The organism is Mycolicibacterium pallens, from assembly GCF_019456675.1.
In the GTDB taxonomy this organism is placed as follows: Bacteria; Actinomycetota; Actinomycetes; order Mycobacteriales; family Mycobacteriaceae; genus Mycobacterium; species Mycobacterium crocinum.
Window position 1 is genome coordinate 55,827 of sequence record NZ_CP080333.1, and the last position, 16,679, is coordinate 72,505.

Annotated in this window: 16 protein-coding genes and 1 pseudogene; 8 read left to right on the forward strand and 9 right to left on the reverse strand. The window is 66.9% G+C overall.

Translation table 11 applies throughout. The features are described 5' to 3' along the window. Positions 1-358 precede the first annotated feature (358 nt). On the forward strand, positions 359-1,222 hold the full coding sequence (locus K0O64_RS00315) for a rhomboid family intramembrane serine protease (RefSeq protein WP_096309479.1): 864 nt from the start codon (positions 359-361) through the stop codon (positions 1,220-1,222). A gap of 1 nt (position 1,223) precedes the next feature. On the opposite strand, the gene K0O64_RS00320 is transcribed toward K0O64_RS00315, so the two are convergent. The 4 genes from K0O64_RS00320 to K0O64_RS00335 form a co-directional block, all read right to left on the reverse strand. After that, entirely contained in the window at positions 1,224-1,676 is a 453-nt protein-coding gene (locus K0O64_RS00320; RefSeq protein WP_096312626.1) for a hypothetical protein, read from the reverse strand. A 76-nt stretch (positions 1,677-1,752) separates the two neighbouring features. Further along, positions 1,753-2,373, reverse strand: coding sequence for a LutC/YkgG family protein (locus K0O64_RS00325; RefSeq protein ID WP_096309480.1), 621 nt, complete (start codon positions 2,371-2,373; stop codon positions 1,753-1,755). Further along, on the reverse strand, positions 2,370-3,827 hold the full coding sequence (locus K0O64_RS00330; RefSeq protein ID WP_096309481.1) for a lactate utilization protein B: 1,458 nt from the start codon (positions 3,825-3,827) through the stop codon (positions 2,370-2,372). The genes K0O64_RS00325 and K0O64_RS00330 overlap by 4 nt, the downstream gene beginning before the upstream one ends. Next, a complete protein-coding gene (locus tag K0O64_RS00335; protein WP_096309482.1) occupies positions 3,824-4,567 on the reverse strand; it encodes a (Fe-S)-binding protein in 744 nt (247 codons plus the stop codon). Before K0O64_RS00335 ends, K0O64_RS00330 begins: the two co-directional genes overlap by 4 nt. A 96-nt stretch (positions 4,568-4,663) precedes the next feature. Here K0O64_RS00335 and K0O64_RS00340 point away from each other — a divergent pair, with 96 nt between their 5' ends. Both K0O64_RS00340 and K0O64_RS00345 read left to right on the forward strand, forming a co-directional pair. Beyond that, positions 4,664-6,565 carry a potassium transporter Kup gene (locus K0O64_RS00340; protein ID WP_096309483.1) on the forward strand — a complete coding sequence of 634 codons (1,902 nt, stop codon included), beginning with the start codon at positions 4,664-4,666 and terminating at the stop codon, positions 6,563-6,565. 36 nt (positions 6,566-6,601) lie between these two features. Beyond that, on the forward strand, positions 6,602-7,810 hold the full coding sequence (locus tag K0O64_RS00345; protein ID WP_096309484.1) for an FAD-dependent oxidoreductase: 1,209 nt from the start codon (positions 6,602-6,604) through the stop codon (positions 7,808-7,810). Here K0O64_RS00345 and K0O64_RS00350 read toward each other — a convergent pair. Then, positions 7,807-8,724 carry a phosphotransferase family protein gene (locus K0O64_RS00350; RefSeq protein WP_096309485.1) on the reverse strand — a complete coding sequence of 306 codons (918 nt, stop codon included), beginning with the start codon at positions 8,722-8,724 and terminating at the stop codon, positions 7,807-7,809. The genes K0O64_RS00345 and K0O64_RS00350 overlap by 4 nt on opposite strands. 167 nt (positions 8,725-8,891) lie before the next feature. After that, the gene (locus K0O64_RS00355) at positions 8,892-9,515 is read right to left on the reverse strand and encodes a TetR/AcrR family transcriptional regulator (protein ID WP_096309486.1); all 624 of its coding nucleotides are present in this window, start codon (positions 9,513-9,515) and stop codon (positions 8,892-8,894) included. Positions 9,516-9,552: 37 nt separating this feature from the next. Here K0O64_RS00355 and K0O64_RS00360 point away from each other — a divergent pair, with 37 nt between their 5' ends. After that, the gene (locus tag K0O64_RS00360; RefSeq protein ID WP_096309487.1) at positions 9,553-10,713 is read left to right on the forward strand and encodes an Rv3169 family protein; all 1,161 of its coding nucleotides are present in this window, start codon (positions 9,553-9,555) and stop codon (positions 10,711-10,713) included. Beyond that, the gene (locus K0O64_RS00365; protein WP_096309488.1) at positions 10,713-11,759 is read left to right on the forward strand and encodes a phosphotransferase family protein; all 1,047 of its coding nucleotides are present in this window, start codon (positions 10,713-10,715) and stop codon (positions 11,757-11,759) included. The genes K0O64_RS00360 and K0O64_RS00365 overlap by 1 nt, the downstream gene beginning before the upstream one ends. 1 nt (position 11,760) lies before the next feature. Here the strand turns inward: K0O64_RS00365 and K0O64_RS00370 are convergent, their stop codons facing one another. Next, complete coding sequence (locus K0O64_RS00370) at positions 11,761-12,513, reverse strand: SDR family NAD(P)-dependent oxidoreductase (RefSeq protein WP_096309489.1); 753 nt, start codon at positions 12,511-12,513, stop codon at positions 11,761-11,763. A 125-nt stretch (positions 12,514-12,638) separates the two neighbouring features. On the opposite strand from K0O64_RS00370, the gene K0O64_RS00375 reads away from it, so the two are divergent. Then, entirely contained in the window at positions 12,639-13,649 is a 1,011-nt protein-coding gene (locus tag K0O64_RS00375; protein WP_096309490.1) for a zinc-dependent alcohol dehydrogenase, read from the forward strand. Here K0O64_RS00375 and K0O64_RS00380 read toward each other — a convergent pair. Both K0O64_RS00380 and K0O64_RS00385 read right to left on the reverse strand, forming a co-directional pair. Then, a pseudogene (locus tag K0O64_RS00380) lies at positions 13,646-14,541 on the reverse strand (LLM class flavin-dependent oxidoreductase). The gene K0O64_RS00375 and the pseudogene K0O64_RS00380 sit on opposite strands and share 4 nt — an antisense overlap. 35 nt (positions 14,542-14,576) lie before the next feature. Further along, positions 14,577-15,122, reverse strand: coding sequence for a TetR/AcrR family transcriptional regulator (locus K0O64_RS00385; RefSeq protein ID WP_083542772.1), 546 nt, complete (start codon positions 15,120-15,122; stop codon positions 14,577-14,579). Between the two features lie 105 nt (positions 15,123-15,227). Here K0O64_RS00385 and K0O64_RS00390 point away from each other — a divergent pair, with 105 nt between their 5' ends. Both K0O64_RS00390 and K0O64_RS00395 read left to right on the forward strand, forming a co-directional pair. Next, on the forward strand, positions 15,228-16,469 hold the full coding sequence (locus tag K0O64_RS00390; RefSeq protein WP_174714092.1) for a cytochrome P450: 1,242 nt from the start codon (positions 15,228-15,230) through the stop codon (positions 16,467-16,469). 14 nt (positions 16,470-16,483) lie between these two features. Continuing rightward, positions 16,484-16,678: a ferredoxin gene (locus K0O64_RS00395; protein WP_096309492.1), complete on the forward strand. Its 195-nt coding sequence runs from the start codon at positions 16,484-16,486 to the stop codon at positions 16,676-16,678. Position 16,679 lies beyond the last annotated feature (1 nt).

The following is a 16,679-nucleotide window of genomic DNA, read 5'->3' on the forward strand; positions in this document are numbered from 1 at the left end:
GAACTCAACCTGGAGGGAAATGTACTACGGAATCCGTGGGCTGGCTACAAATTGTTTTGGACGCCTATATCAGCACTTCAACACGGATCCAGGTGTCCCGAAAATGGGACACAGCCATGCAGATGTGGCAAATATTGACGCCCGTCGCAAACGAATCCGTTGGCCGATCAGCAAAGCGTTCGGACACTTTGCCGGTTATGTCTCAGGCACTGGTCATGGGCAGGTCGGAACGGTCCGTCAGGCCCGTGACGACGGAATCCGTGGGAGCCTGAGATCGGTCTTCGCCTCGGCAAAGCGCCGCTCGGCGCCGTCGGACGCTGTCGCGCGCGGGTGGCACAGTATCTTCGGTGGCAGAACTATGAGCATCCCTCACACACCGCAAACTCCAGCGGGCACACCGACCTGTTACCGCCATCCCGACCGCCCGACCTACGTGCAATGCACGCGCTGCGGCCGGCCGGTCTGCCCCGAGTGCATGCGCAGCGCCGCGGTCGGTCATCAATGCGTCGATTGTGTGTCGGCCGGCGCGCAGACCGTGCGCCCGGCGCGCACCGGGGCCGGCGGCATCCGCCGCTCGGGCCAGCCGCTGGTCACCTATGCGTTGATCGCGGTCAACGTCGTGATGCTCGTGCTGCAGATGACCTCGAAGGACCTGCAGCGCCAGCTGGTGCTGTGGGCCCCCGGTGTCGCGGGCGGTGAGTATTTCCGCCTGCTCACCTCGGCGTTCATGCACTACGGCGCGATGCACCTGCTGTTCAACATGTGGGCGCTGTATGTGATCGGACCTCCGCTCGAGGCGTGGCTGGGCCGGCTACGGTTCGGCGCGCTGTACGGGCTCAGCGCTCTGGGTGGCTCAGTGCTGGTGTATCTGCTCGCCCCGATCGGCGCGGCCACCGCGGGAGCATCGGGCGCGGTGTTCGGCTTGTTCGGTGCGACGTTCGTGGTCGCCAAACGGCTCAACCTCGACGTGCGCTGGGTGGTCCTGCTCATCGCGATCAACCTGGTGCTGACGTTCACCGTTCCGTCGATCAGCTGGCAGGGGCACGTCGGCGGCCTGATCACCGGGGCATTGATCGCCGCGGTGTACACCTACGCCCCGCGGGAGCGCCGAAACCTCGTACAGGGTGGGGTCTCCGCAGCGGTGCTCGTGGTGTTCGCCGCGCTGATCTATTGGCGCAGCGCGGAGTTGATCGCTCAGTACGGCGCGTTGATCACCGGCTGACCTAGAGCCGGGTCAGCCAGAACGGATAGGTGAAGGTGCCGCCTGGGGCGCCGTCACAGCCGACGTCGAACGACGACTCCATGGTTCCCGACAGCGTCTTGGCATCCCAGGTGAAGACGTCGCGGGTGGGGATGACGGGGCCGTAATAGATGTCGCCGCAGCGCAATCCGTCGGGATTGTCGACGGTCATCGTGTACTGCCCGTTGTTCAGCGTTGCGATGCCGTACCAGGGATACGCCTTGGCGATCGGCATGGGGTTCGCCGAGACGCGGACACAGGTCGGTGAGAACGTGATCTCTCCCGGGCACGGATTAGCGGCCCACGCCCAGGTATGGAAGTCGCGCCGGTCCGGAATGATGAAGTTGTAGTTGCCGGGCCACAGTTCCGCCGAGGCGGGCGGAGCCAACGTCACCGCCGCCGCCGTGAGCGCAATGCCTATCGCCAACGTCCGCATCGCCGGAGCTCCCTTCGTCGCTTCGCTGTAGAAATCTATGCCGTGCGGCGTCGCCACTCCAGCGGATTCTGCAATGTCACCGGCCGACCAACAGCACGTCGAGGGTGCGCGGACCGTGCACACCTTCGACCCGGTTGAGTTCGATGTCACTGGTGGCGCTGGGTCCGGAGATGAAGGTCAGCGGCCGGCGGGGGTCCAATGCGGCGAACGCCTGGGGGACGGTGTCGACGATCTGGTCGGTGAACACCACGCAGATGTGGTGATCGGGGACCAGCGTCAGCGCGCGCCGCCCCTGGGTTGGTCCGGCGTCGAGCACGATGGTGCCGGTCGCCGCGATGCCCACCGCGCATCCGGTGACGACGGCGTCGATGCCATCGAGATCGGTTACCGCCAAGGGGTTTTCAAGGGTGTCGAGGACGACGTCCATGCCGGCGACCCATTCTGTCGGCAACCCGGCTGGCGCCGCCACCCGAGCACCCGCACCGGTCAGTGCGACGACGGTGGTCGCGATCGCGGCGGGATCGATGCGCAGTACCTGGGCCCGGTATTCGGCCACGGTTTCCGCGAAGCGTTCGCAGTCACCCGGCCCGTGCGCGGGCGCCCGGTCATAGTCGCGCGGCACCTGCACCGGTTCGGGCGGGGCGGCGGCCAGCGCCCCGCGGATCCGGTCGAGGACGACGCGACGTGTCTCGTTCACCGGGACGCCTCGTCATGGGTGCGGGCCCACCATTGGCGGAAGGTTTCCGCCGGCGGGGCCGGTACGTCGCGACTGGTGGTCCAGCGCGAGCCGGGCCAGGGCAGCGTGGTGATCCGGCGGTCGGCACCGGCCACCATCCGGCCCGCGCCGAGCAGCTTCTCGGCCGCGGCGAACCGTCCGGGCGAGCCCATCGCCCACGCGGCAGCGGCCATCGCCACGTCCTGACCCACCGCCCGATGGCCGTCGACCTGTTCGGCGCGCAGGTGCACCAGGATCGACGGGATGTCGATGCGGACCGGGCAGGCGTCGAAGCACGCGCCGCACAACGACGATGCGTACGGCAGTGAGGAGTTCGGGTCGTCGTGCCCGTGCGTTCCGGTCAACTGTGGGCTCAGGATTGCGCCGATCGGTCCGGGATAAATCGAGCCGTAGGCGTGCCCGCCGGTGCGTTCGTACACCGGGCAGACGTTGAGGCAGGCGCTGCACCGAATGCAGTGCAGGGCGGCCCGACCCACCGGATCGCCGAGCACCGCGGTACGGCCGTTGTCGAGCAACACCAGATGGACATTCTGCGGCCCGTCGCCGGGATGCACCCCGGTCCACATCGAGGTGTACGGGTTCATCCGTTCGGCGGTCGACGACCGCGGCAGCAGCTGCATGAACACCTCGAGATCGGTGAAGCGCGGCACCACCTTCTCGATGCCCATCACGGTGATCAGCGTCTGAGGCAGGGTCACGCACATCCGGCCGTTGCCTTCGGATTCGACGACGGCCAGCGTCCCCGTCTCGGCGACGCCGAAGTTCGCACCGCTGACAGCCACTTTGGCGGACAGGAACTTTCGCCGCAGATGGGCCCGGGCCGCCATCGCCAGCACCCGCGGCTCGTCGGTCAGCTCACCGGCGCCGGGCATCTCGCGGGCGAAGATCTCACGGATCTCGGCACGGTTGCGGTGGATGGCCGGAACCAGGATGTGGCTGGGTGTGTCGTGCCCGAGCTGAACGATCAGCTCGGCGAGGTCGGTTTCGATCGCCGCGATGCCCTCGGCTGCCAGGTGTTCGTTGAGGCCGATCTCCTGGGTGGCCATCGACTTGACCTTGACGACTTCGTCGGCACCGGTATCCCGGATCAGTCCGGTCACGATCCGGTTCGCCTCCGCGGCGTCGCGTGCCCAGTGCACCACACCACCGCGGGCTGCCACATTGGCTTCCAGCTGCTCGAGCAACTCGGGAAGCCGCGCCATCACATCCTGCTTGAGCGCACTGCCCGCCGCGCGCAGTTCCTCCCAGTCCGGGCATTCGGCCACGGCGGCAAGGCGTTTGGTGCGGATCGTGCGGGTGGCATGGCCGACATTGCGGCGCATCTGAGTGTTCGCGAGTTCGCGTCGCGCCGCCTCCGGGAACGGTTGGGTGCCGCGCAGGTTGCCGATGCCGGGTACCCCGAGGAACTTCGTCATCGGACCGCTTCGGTCGAGGCGAGGATCTCGGCGAGATGCACGGTGCGCACCGCCGAGCGCATGCGGCTCAGCCCGCCACCGATGTGCATCAGGCACGAACTGTCGCCGGCCGTGCACACTTCGGCCCGCGAGGCGATCACCGCCGACATCTTGTCGGCCAGCATCGCGGTGGAGGTGTCGGCGTTCTTGATCGCGAAGGTGCCGCCGAAACCGCAGCAGGTCTCCGCGTCGGCAAGCTCGACCAGGGTCAGGCCGCGCACGTGGCGCAGCAGCTGCAGCGGTTTGTCGCCGACCCGCAGCAGTCGCAGCGAATGGCACGTGGGGTGGTAGGTGACCCGGTGGGGGTAGTAGGCCCCCACGTCGCGCACCCCGAGTACGTCCACCAACAGCTCGGACAATTCATAGGTGCGTGCCGCCACCGCCTCCGCGCGTTCCGCCAGTGCGGTGTCGCCGGCCCGGCGGGCCACCATCGCATGTTGGTGGCGAACCGAGCCGACGCACGACCCCGACGGCGCCACCACCGCATCGCAGCCGCTGCTTTCGAACACCTCGACGTGATGACGGACCAGGGCGGTCGCCTGTCCGAGATATCCGGTGTTGACGTGCATCTGACCGCAGCAGGTCTGGGCTGAAGGGAAGACGACCTGATGCCCGAGCCGCTCGAGCAACTCGACAGTCGCGATCGCGGCCTTAGGGAACATCGCGTCGGCCAGACATGTCGCGAACAGGGCAATGCGCATCGGTTCTACCGTACGTCGGGACGACGTTTCGGCAGCTACCATTGTCGTCCACGTCGCCGGGACCGACGCCGGGCTGACCGATCGGGGGACTGACCTGTGAGCACGGCGACCAAGGCCCGCACCGGGATCGTCGTGGGTGCGCTGGGCGTGGTGTTCGGTGACATCGGCACCAGCCCCATCTACACCGTGCAGACCCTGTTCAACCCGGGCGACCCGCACCCCGTGCCGATCACCCGCGCCAACGTCTACGGCGTGGTCTCACTGATCTTCTGGTCGGTGATGATCATCGTCACCCTGACCTACGTCACCCTGGTCATGCGCGCCGACAACGACGGCGAGGGCGGCGTGATGGCGCTGATCACGTTGGTGCGCAGGTTGGGGCGCAGGTCCAGTCCGCGGGTCATCAGCGCCCTGTCTGCGCTCGGAATCCTCGGCGCTGCACTGTTTTTCGGCGACAGCATGATCACTCCGGCGATCTCGGTGCTGTCCGCGGTCGAGGGCCTGAAGGTCGTCGACCCGTCGCTGTCCGAGCTGGTGGTGCCGATCACCGCGGTCATCATCGTCGGGCTGTTCGCGGTGCAACGACGCGGTACCGCGGCCGTCGGACGATTCTTCGGTCCGGTGATGATCGTGTGGTTTGTGGTGATCGGCGCCTGCGGAATCCGCGGCATCCTCGGCCACCCGCAAATCCTGAAAGCGCTGTCCCCGACGTACGCGCTGGAGTTCATCTTCGGCCACTTCCACATCGCGTTCTTCGCCCTCGCCGCCGTCGTTCTGTCGGTCACCGGCGCCGAAGCGCTCTATGCCGACATGGGCCACTTCGGCCGCAAGGCGATCACGTGGGGCTGGCTCGGCCTGGTCCTGCCGGCGCTGGTGCTCAACTACCTCGGTCAGGGCGCGCTGCTGCTGGGCAAGCAGAGCGTGGTGAATGCCCCGTTCTTCCTGCTGGTGCCCAGCGGCTGGGAGCTGCCGATGGCAATCCTGGCGACCGCGGCAACGGTGATCGCCTCGCAGGCGGTGATCACCGGCGCCTACTCGGTGGCGTCGCAGGCCGCTCAGCTCGGCTACCTGCCGCGGCTGCGGATCGCGCACACCTCGGCGAAGGCGATCGGCCAGATCTACGTGCCCTGGATCAACGGCATGCTGATGGTGGCGGTGCTGATTCTGGTCTTCGCGTTCCGCAGTTCGGCAGCGCTCGGTTACGCCTACGGGATGGCGGTCACCGGCACGATCACCATCACCACCCTGCTGTTCCTCTACATCGCCCATACCCGCTGGCGGTGGCCGCTGTGGATGGTGATCATCGGTGGCGGCGCGTTGCTGACCGTCGATCTGATGTTTTTGGCCGCCAACCTGATCAAGCTCGTGCACGGTGCGTGGCTGCCGCTGCTGATCGGGTTGGTGACGTTCACGGTGCTGATCACCTGGCAGCGGGGCAGCTCGATCGTGGTGACTGCCCGCGATAAGGCCGAAGGTCCGCTGCAGCCGTTCATCGACGAGATCCACAATCACAAACCGCCCTACCCCCGCATTCCGGGAACCGCGGTGTTCCTCAATCGCGAGAGCGAAACTGCACCCTTGTCGATGCGGGCGAATGTCGACCATAACCACGTCGTACCCGAACGGGCGATCATCCTGTCGATCGTCGTTCCGCCGTCACCTCGCGTACCTGATGCCGAGCGGATCACGGTCGATGACCTGGGCGACCGGGACGATGGAATCTATTATATCGCAGCGCAATTCGGGTACATGGAGCGTCCCGACGTGCCGGCGGCGCTGCGCCTGGTCGATCCGGACCAGGTCGGCGGTGCGATCGACCTCGACAACACGTCGTACTTCCTGTCCAAGATCGAGCTGGTTCCGGGCGACCAGCCGACGATGGCGCCGTGGCGCAAGCGGATCTTCATCGCCACGTCGTTCATGGCCGCCGACTCCGCAGGGTACTTCGGGCTGCCGGCCGCGCAGACAGTTTTGATCGGCGCACGAATTCAGGTTTAGCTCCGCCGGTTCACCCGCCGTCGCTACGGTGTGCCCATGACCGACTCCACGACCGTGGCGATCGTCGGCGGCGGCCCCGCCGGCATGGTGCTCGGATTGCTGTTGGCCAGAGCAGGCATCCAGGTCACCGTGCTGGAGAAACACGCCGACTTCCTGCGCGACTTCCGCGGTGACACAGTGCATCCCACGACACTTCGGTTGCTCGACGAGCTCGGCCTGGGGGAGCGGTTCGCCGCTCTTCCGCAGAGCAAGGCCGACCACGCGGAATTCACCGTTGGCGATACGACGCTCACCATGGTCGACTTCCGCCGATTGCGCCTGTCGCATCCATACATCGCGATGGTGCCGCAGTGGGATCTGCTCAACCTGCTCGCGGAGGCTGGGCAGGCCGAGCCGACCTACACACTGCGGCTGCGTCACGAGGTGACCGGACTGCTGCGCAGCGGAGCCCGGACAACCGGCGTGACGTACACCTCGCCCGACGGTGACGGTGAGTTGCGGGCCGATCTGACGGTGGCCTGCGATGGGCGGACATCGATCGTGAGACAGAGCGCCGGCCTGACCGCGCGGGATTTCCCGGTGCCGTTCGATGTGTGGTGGTTCCGGTTGCCGCGGGACAGCAGTGCGCAGTACTCCCTGATCCCCCGGATCGGGTCCGGGCGCATGCTGATCATGATCCCGCGGGAAGGCTACTTCCAGCTGGCCTATCTGATCCCGAAGGGCAGCGACCCGCAGCTGCGCGCCCGCGGGCTCGACGCCTTGAAAGCCGAACTGGCCGAGCTGATTCCCGAGGCCAACACCGACAGCCTGACCTCCCTGGACGAGGTGAAGTTCCTCGACGTGAAGCTCAACCGGCTGGGCCGCTGGCACACCGACGGTCTGCTGTGCCTCGGCGACGCGGCGCATGCGATGTCACCCGTCGGCGGGGTCGGCATCAATATGGCCATCCAGGACGCGGTGGGCGCGGCGACGCTGCTGGCCGAGCCGCTGCGCCGCGGTGTGGTCACTGATCGTGACCTGGCGGCGGTGCGCAGGCGCCGACTGCCGCCCGCCGCGGTCACCCAGGCCGTACAGCGGATCCTGCACCGTCAGCTGGTCGGGCCGATCCTGCACGGAAAGAGCGCCGATCCGCCTGCGGCTCTGGTCGCGCTGATCCGGCGGTTGCCATGGCTCGCGGCGATCCCGGCTTACCTGGTCGGCGTGGGGGTGCGGCCCGAACACGCGCCGGAGTTCGGCCGCCGCTAGGGCAGCCGCCGCTCCAGCAGCTCCACCACGGCGAGGTCCTCGATCGCCGTCGTGGTGAGAACCATTGCCGCACGGGCGATCTCGATGGGCTGCCATTGCGATCCGACAGCCGCCGTCGACACCGCGGCGATCCAGGAGTACAGCGAGAACAACCGGTACTGTTCGAGCGCAGTGCGTTCGTCCAGGGCCACTCCGTTGTCCTCGAGAGCGCAGCGGTAGCTCGCCAGCAGTGTGTGCTGCTCGGATCGCCGCACATCGGTCGGTAGCGAATTGCACAGGAAGTAGGCGACGTCGCGCATGCCCGGACCGCGGCCGACGACCGCCCAGTCGTAGAAACCGGTGCGCCCGTCGTCGACGAACAGGTTGCCGCTGTGGGTGTCACCGTGGATCAGGGTGAGCGCACTTTCGCCGAACAGTCCGATGATGTCGCCCGAGCGCTCGATGTACAGCTGTGCCAGGCGACGGAACTCCGGACCCATCTCGGCGCCGAACTGGTCGAGCGCGAGCCGGATGAAGTGCGTCCGTCGAGCAGCCGTCTTGGGATCGTCGGGCTTGCGCCGCATACCGTCCGGCGTTGCCAGCCAGGGGATCTCCCGACCCGAATAGGTGGAGTGCAGAACGGCCAGCTCAGTCATCGCCGATCGCGCGACGTCGAGGATATCGTCATCGTGCGGGGTCGGGAACCGGCAGCCCGACGCGACCAAGTCTTCGAGAACCATCACGAATGAGCCCTCGGCCTCGTCGGTTGCGGAGTGCCAGACGCGCGGAATGCGCCCGGGCAGTTCGCTTCCCAGCTTGGCGTAGAGCCGCGCCTCGGCAACTCCGAGACCAACCTGGCGCAGGAACGCCCGCTGTTCCGGAGTGAACGGTTGCAGTTTGACGAACAGTGTCTCGGGCAGCGATTCGCTGGTCAGACGGACGCGGGCTCAGCCGGTGGTGCCGGAGTGGGCGTCGAGCACCTCGACGGCAGTCACCTTCTCGCCCAGCGCCTCGCTGAACCAGGACGGTGTCAGATCGTCCACCGAGGCCGGGATGTTCAGGCTCACCCGGAGAAAGCTAGCACCGATCGGACAAAATAGAGCTATTGTCCGATTTGTGGGACGAGGGCGCGCAGCAGGTACTGCTGGACGAATCGGCGCTTGGCGTCCGCGGGCCGGTGCCGCCAGGCGGGTGCGATCAGGAACAACGCCGCCGTGTGCAGCCACCGGGCGGTCTCGCGTGGATCGAGGTCGGCATGCAGTTGGCCGTCGGCCTGCCACCGCTCGAACAGCGGGCGGTAGTGGCGCAGGACCACATCCACGATCTGCTCGGAGCCGATCTGGAGTGCCGTCGTCAGCGCGATGCTCTCGCTGGACATCAGTGCCTTGTTCAAGTGGTCGCCGACCACCGACTGCACGGGTGCCATCAGCAGCTCCAGGATCGAGTCTGCCGCGTCATCGGGATGCGGCAGCGAGGCGACATTGCCGGCCAGCGCGTTGTCGATGCGCATCAGCAGCAGCCCGAGCAGCAGGTCGTCGCGCGACGGAAAGTAGCGATACACCGTCGAACGGACCACACCGGCTTCGGCGGCGACCTCGGCCATCCGGATCTGGGTGTTACCGCGGCGCACGATGCACCGACTGGCGGCCTCGAGCAGACGTTGGCGCGCCTCGTCGCCGTCGAGCTGCGCGCGCTCAGCGCCCCAACGACGACTCACTGTTCCCATTCGCCAGATCGTACGACGGGGCGCAAGGAAGGTAACCGTGGCAATCAAGGACATCGGCCCGCTGCTCGGGGCCGACGAAGGGCTCAATCACCAGATCGTCGACACCTTCGCAACCCTGTCGCAGACCGACCAGGCCTGGACGGAGAAGATCTGGGCGTCGATCGCGCGCACCGACGGCTCGCTCCAACTGGACTTCGGGCTCGGCAAGTACCAGAACCGGGGGATCATCGACGGTTTCGCCGGTATCTCGCGCGGGCGCGAGCAGTGGACCGTGCGGGGGAGTCGCGAACTGCGTTCGGCACCAGAAGCCAACAGTGTCGGGCCCATTCACCTCGAAGTCGTGGAACCGCTGCGCGCCATGAGGTTTCGGCTCGAACCCAACGAGGTCCAACCAATCTCCTTCGATGTGGTGCTCTCCGGGGTGACGCCGCCGTTCTTCGAGGAGCGCAACCTGGTGCGCAACCGGCGAACGGGCCGTGTCGACGTCGACGTGATCCGCTACCACCAGGGCGGCTGGGCCAGCGGCACCGTGACTGTCGACGGTCAGACCCACGAGATCCGACCCGACGAGTGGTTCGGCATGCGCGACCACTCCTGGGGCGTGCGTCAGGCCATCGGGTCACCGCCCGATGACCTGATCCCGGCACCTGAGGCACCGGCCGGAATGCGGGGCGGTATGAAGTGGTCACCGGCCTTCTTCCAGCGTCCCGACGGAACCTATTACGAGACGGCCATTTTCATCGTCGAGGGGCCGTGGGAGTACAGCTCGGCCTACCTCAACGAGGCCGACGGAACCCAGACCCCGGTCCGGCGGGTGACGCCGAAGATCGCTTACGACACCAGGACCCGCTTCGTGAAGGGTGGTGAACTGGTGATGACGCTGGAATCCGGCGAGGACCGCGTCATCGAAGTCGAAGCCCTCGGCGAATCTGGGTTCTTCCTCAAGACCGGCGGCTACGGCGCGTGGAAGGGTCACAAGCACGGCTCGTGGCGGGGACCGCTGCACCTCGACGGCGAGTACATCGCCGACTGCTGGTCAGACGAAAGTTTGCGCACTCTAGGACAATTCCGGGACACCCCGGTTCGGGTGCGCGACGGCGATGCCGTGGGCTACGGGATCATGGAAAGCCTCATCGGCGGGGTATGGCCCGAACTCGGTCTGACCGCCGAATCCGATCACAAGGTCTCGTACAACTGATGAGCACCGTGATCCCCGATGTGACGGCCCGGCTCACCTCGTGGTTGCAGCCGCTTCTTGGCGAGGACGTCCGCGTGGAAGGACTCGACCGCGTCGACTTCGGGCACTCGGCCGAGATGTTGGTCTTCACCATCGCGACGTCGACCGACCACACCGATGTGGTGTTGCGGCTGCGGCCGGATCCGCCGGCGCTCCTGGAGCCCTACGACCTGCCCCGCCAGTTCCGGGTCCTGTCCGCGCTGCGTGACACGGCCGTCCGCACACCAAAAGTGTTGTGGCTCGAGGACTCCGGCGACGTGTTGGGCCGCCCGTTTTTCGTCATGGAGCGGGTGCCGGGGGACGTCTACGAGATGGAAGCGCCCGACGGCCCGGGCGTCACCGATCGCCGCATCCGGCGGATGTGTGTCAGCATGGCTGAGCAACTCGCTGCCGTGCACACCGTCGATCTGGTGGCCACCGGTCTGGCCGAACTCGGGGACGGCCACAACCACCTCGACCGCGAGATCGCGCGCTGGGCCGACGAGATGCATCGAGTGCAACGCGGTGAGTTGCCCGCGCTGGAACGCCTGCTGGCAGAACTGCAGCGCAGCAAGCCCGAACAGTATCCGACCGTCACGCTCGTCCACGGTGACGCCAAACCCGGGAACTTCGCCTTCGTCGGCGACGATGTCAGCGCGGTGTTTGATTGGGAGCTCACCTCTTTGGGCGATCCGCTGACCGACCTCGGGTGGATGGAGCTGCTCTGGATGCAGCCCGTCGGCCTCACCAGCCATCCGGCCGCGCTGAGTATCGACGACTTTCTGGCGCACTACCAGGCGGCCAGCGGGATCACCCCGCGCAACCGGCCCTGGTACCGGGCGCTCAATGCCTTCAAAATGGCGGTCATCTGCCTGATCGGCTCGGCGCTCTACGACAGTGGTGCCAGCGACGACGAGCGATTCCTGATGAATGCCCACGGCATATCGCTGCTGACGCAGCTCGGGCTGACCGAACTCGGCGTCACCGGCACGCTCGACGACGGACCGGTGCTGCCGCGGCCGCGTTAGGTCAGCCGCCCACCATGATCAGGCCGCCGTCGACCGGGAGTAGCTGACCGGTGATGAAGTGCGAGCCTTCGCTCGCCAGGAAGACCAGCACGGGTCCGAGGTCGCGGTCGGGATCGCCGAGCGCGCCGCCCAACGGAATGGTCGCCTTGATCTGCTGATCGATGAACGGCGCCGCCTCCGGCCCGAGGAATTCGCGCAGCCGCTCCGCGCCGCGCGTCTGCATCGCCGGCGCCAGCGCGTTCACCGTCACGTTGTCGGCCGCCCATGCTTTGGCCGCCGAGCGGGTCCACGCCTGTACCGCACCCTTGGCCGCGGCGTACACCGCGGAGATCGGACTGCCCATCACGGCCTCCGCCGAGCCGAAGTTGATGATGCGGCCACCGGACTTGCGCATCACCGCATGGGCGGCCTGGTTGGTCAGGATCGTCGTCTTCAGGTTGGTGTCGAGCACGAAGTCGATATCGGCGACGCCGATCTGCCCCGGAACGCCCTGCTGCCACAGGCCGGCCGCGTTGACCAGGACGTCCAGGCCGCCCATCGCCGCGACGGCGGCGTCGATGACTGCGTTGACCGCATCGGGATCTCTGGCGTCGCACTGCAACCAGGTCGCCCGCGACGTGTCGGCGGGGTCGGTCTGGTGATAGGTCGCGACAACCTCGGCGCCGGCCTCGGACAGCGCCCGGACCGCCGCCGCGCCCAGACCGCTGGCCGCGCCGGTCACCACCGCGCGGCGTCCGGTAAGCGGCTTGCTCATCGGGAGAACAACGACGACCGGACGGTCGTGTGCCTTACCATGACGGTCACGCTAGGGTGCGGCACCACCGGTGTCAACCGTCGAGTATTCGAAAAGCATTGTGCGAGTGGATCTGTGAGGAACAGATGAAAGCAACGATCGTCACCGGACCCGGCCAGACCGACGTCGTCGACGTCGCCGATCCGGAGGTCAAACCGGCCGACGTTCTGGTGAAGATCAAGGCCTGCGGCATCTGCGGATCCGATGCGCTCTACATCTCGATGGGTGGTCTGCCACCGCATCAGGGGCGGATGGCGCTCGGGCACGAGCCGGCCGGCGAGGTGGTCGAGGTCGGTCGCGACGTGACCGGCATAAACGTCGGCGACCACGTGGTCATCAACCCGATCGGCGCGCCGAGCGGAATCATCGGAAACGGCGGCGCCACCGGGGCGCTGGCCGAGTACCTCCTCGTCGAGAACGCCGTGCGTGGCCAGAACCTCGAGGTGATCCCGGCCGAGATTCCGTTCGAGGTCGCCGCCCTCAACGAACCGATGGCGGTCGCCCGGCACGGGGTCAATCAGACCAAGCCCACACCTGCGGACAAGGTCGCCGTGTTCGGCGCCGGGCCGATCGGGCTCGGCGCGACCATCGCCTACAAGGCTCTCGGCGTCAGCCATGTGACGGTGGTGGATTTGATCGGCTCACGGTTGGAGAAGGCGCTGACCGTCGGCGCAGACGCGGTAATCAATGCCGGTGATGAGGATGTGGCGAAGCGCCTCATCGAATTGCACGGCACGGGGGATGCGCTGTGGCCGGGAAAGTCCGGCACCACGATCTACCTCGACGCCGCCGGTGCGCCGTCGGTGATCAACACCGCGTTGGCCACTGCGCAGCGCGGCGCCAGGCTCGGGGTGGTCGCCGTGCACAAGGAGCCGGTGCCGGTGGACTTGATCAACATCATGGCCAACGAGATCACCGTTGTCGGGTCGATGGGCTATCCGACCGAAATCTTCGAGGTGACAAAGGATCTCGTCACCAGCTGGGAGAAGTATGCGGTGATCGTCAGCCACACCTTCGGGTTCGACGAGGTGCAGGATGCATTGCGGACGGCGACGACGCCGGGTGCCGCCGACAAGGTCGTCGTCACCTTCGACTAGAGCTGCGGCAGTACCGCGTCGGCAAGCAGCTCCAGGGTGGCGTCGGAGGCTCGGTCGTGGGTGAAGAACACCACTTGGCCGAAGCCCATCTCACGGAGCTCGCCCAGCCGGTCGACGATCGCGGAGGGGGTGCCGATCAGGCCGCCCTCGTGCAGGCCGAAACCCGGTCCGCCGAAGCGCCTCTCGGCGACCGCACGAACACCTTCGAGGGCTGCGTCATCAGGCGCCAGGGCCAGTACCGCCTCTACCGACATCACGATGGTGGCCGGGTCCCGGCCGATGTCCGCACACAACGACTGCAGGACGGCCAGCTTGTGCCCATCTCGCCGAGCGCGTAGGTCGGCACATTCCACACGTCGGCGTAGCGCGCGACCAGCGGCAGCGTGTACTTCTCGCCGGACCCGCCCACCACGATCGGTGGCCGCGGCTGCTGCACGGGCCCCGGCTTGATCGACATGTCCCGAACCGTGTAATGCGTTCCGCTGAAATCGATTCGCTGCTCCGCGAACGCCTGGGTCAGGATTTCCAGGGTCTCGCGCAGTCGGTCCGAGCGCTGGGCGAACGTGCCCCAGTCCAGCCCGAGCCGGTGGTGTTCATCCTCGATGGATCCGCTGCCGATGCCCAGCTCGAGGCGGCCGGCGGACACCTGGTCCAGGGTGGTGGCCATCTTGGCCAGTACGGCCGGATGGCGAAACTGGTTGCACAGCACCATGTGTCCGACCCGCAGCCGTTCGGTACGGCTCAGCAGCGCAGTGGCGAGCGTCCATGCCTCCAGCGAGTCGATGTCGGGGACGCCGGGGCCGTACATGTGGTCGTAGAGCCACAGCGAACCGATGCCGAGCTCTTCGCAGCGTTGCGCGCGGTGCAGGACGTCGGCGTAGCTGAAACCCATCTGCGGGACGTAGATCCCGATTTCCAGAGGTGTGGTCACTGCTTGATGCCGACGGCGTGACGCAGCTGAGCCAGGAACTGATCGGCATCGTCACTTCGCACCACGTAGTGCGACACGGCGACGCGAATTGCGGTGGCGGCCTTGATCTCCGCGTTAGGCCCGGTCAGCAGCCGCTGCAGCCGGGTCCGCATGAGCGGCAGGATCCGGCTCAGCTGGGCGATCACCACCTCGGGTTCGATGTCGATGAGCCGGACCCCGGAATAGGTCTGTTGGTAGGAGACGATGAACTGCAGAGCCGCGTCGAGTTTGTCGGTGCCGCGCAGCCCGGCGGTGGCCCGGCTGATGCCGGTGTCGAACATCTCCCGCTCGTAGGCGCCGAACGCGTCGAGCAGTTCGGTCTTGGACGCGAACCAGCGGTAGAGGGTGGGCCGGGACACCCCGGCCTGCAGCGCCACCTCCGACAGACTGAGCTTGGTCTGGCCGCTTCGGGCGAGCACCTCGGCAGTGGCATTGAGGATGCGGCGCCGTGACGAGGTCTCGTCCTCGTCGGGGATCGCAGCGGTGGTTCCGGCCGGGCTCACGTGTACAGGATTACAGGTTGCGGGCTTAGTGTCACGCGCAGTTCACACATCCGAGATCGAAAACACTGTCTTTACAAATACTGACCAAAGTGTCACGCTGTGCTCGTGTCGGCGGACAGGAGTGGGTACAGCCCCCACGACATCACGTCGCGGCGATTCTGGGGCCAGACCTTCGACGTCCGCGAGCAGACTTTCGCCGCGTTGCGGGCCACGGAGGGGCTCACCTGGCATGAGCCGTTCCCGCCGTTGTTCCCGATGGAGGAGCCCGGGTTCTGGGCGTTGACCCGGCGCGCCGACATCGTCCACGCCAGCCTGCATCCCGAGCTGTTCAGCTCGGCGCAGGGCATCGCACTCGACCCGATGCCTGCCGAGATTCAGCGGATCGCGACCTTCTTCCTGATGATGGATCCGCCGCAGCACACCGTGTACCGCCGCCTGATCAGTTCGGTGTTCACCCCGCGCAACGTCGCGCAGATCGACGAGCAGGTCCGCAAGAACGCGGCCACCGTGGTCGACGAACTGGTCGGCGCCGGCGAGGTCGACTTCGTCGCTGCCTGCTCGGCACGGCTGCCGATGATGACGATCTCGGAGATGCTCGGCGTGCCGACCTCTGACCGCGAGGCCGTGGCCAAGGCCGCCGAGAAGCTCTTCTCGATGAGCGACGACGAGTACGCCACCATCGAGGAACGGGCCGAGGCGACTGTCAACGAGATGTTCCTGCTGGCCGGCACCGGCATCGAACTGGCCAAGTTTCGCCGTCGGCATCCGGGCGACGACCTGATGACCAGCATCGTCAACGCCGAAGTCGACGGGCACCGGCTCACCGACGAGGAGATCGGCGCGTTCCTGGTCCTGCTGGCCTCGGCCGGCAACGACACCACCAAGCAGACCACCTCGCACGCCATGCTGGCGCTCGCGGCCAACCCCGATCAGCGCACCTGGCTGATGGAAGATTTCGACGGCCGGATCGGCACGGCGGTCGAGGAGTTCATTCGGTGGGCGACGCCAGTGCTGCAATTCGCCCGGTTCGTCACCCAGGACACCGAGCTGGCCGGCCAGCGGCTGAAGGCCGGCGACAAGGTCGGCCTGTTCTACTGCTCGGCGAACCGGGACGAAGCCGCCTTCGACCAGCCGGGGGAGTTCAACGTGGCACGTTCGCCGAACCCGCACCTGGGCTTCGGCGGCGGCGGCCCGCACTTCTGCCTCGGCAACCAGCTCGCACGGACCGAACTGCGGAACCTGTTCCGCGAGTTGTTGTTCCGGGTGGACGTCGAATTCGGCGAGCCCGACTATCTGCTCAGTAGTTTCGTGCACGGGATCAAGCGACTCCCGGCGTTCGTCCGGTGAGTGTGGGGCAGGGTATGCGCATCGAAGTGGACCTCGGCAAGTGCACCGGGCACGGTATCTGCGAGACCATCGCAGAGGACGTGTTCGAAGTCGACGACGACGGCAGCGTCCGCATCCACGGCGACCGGCGGCCCGAAGAGGACCGGGCGCGGATGCAGCAGGCGGTCACCCAGTGTCCCGCCGCAGCGCTGACACTGGTCGAGGACTGAT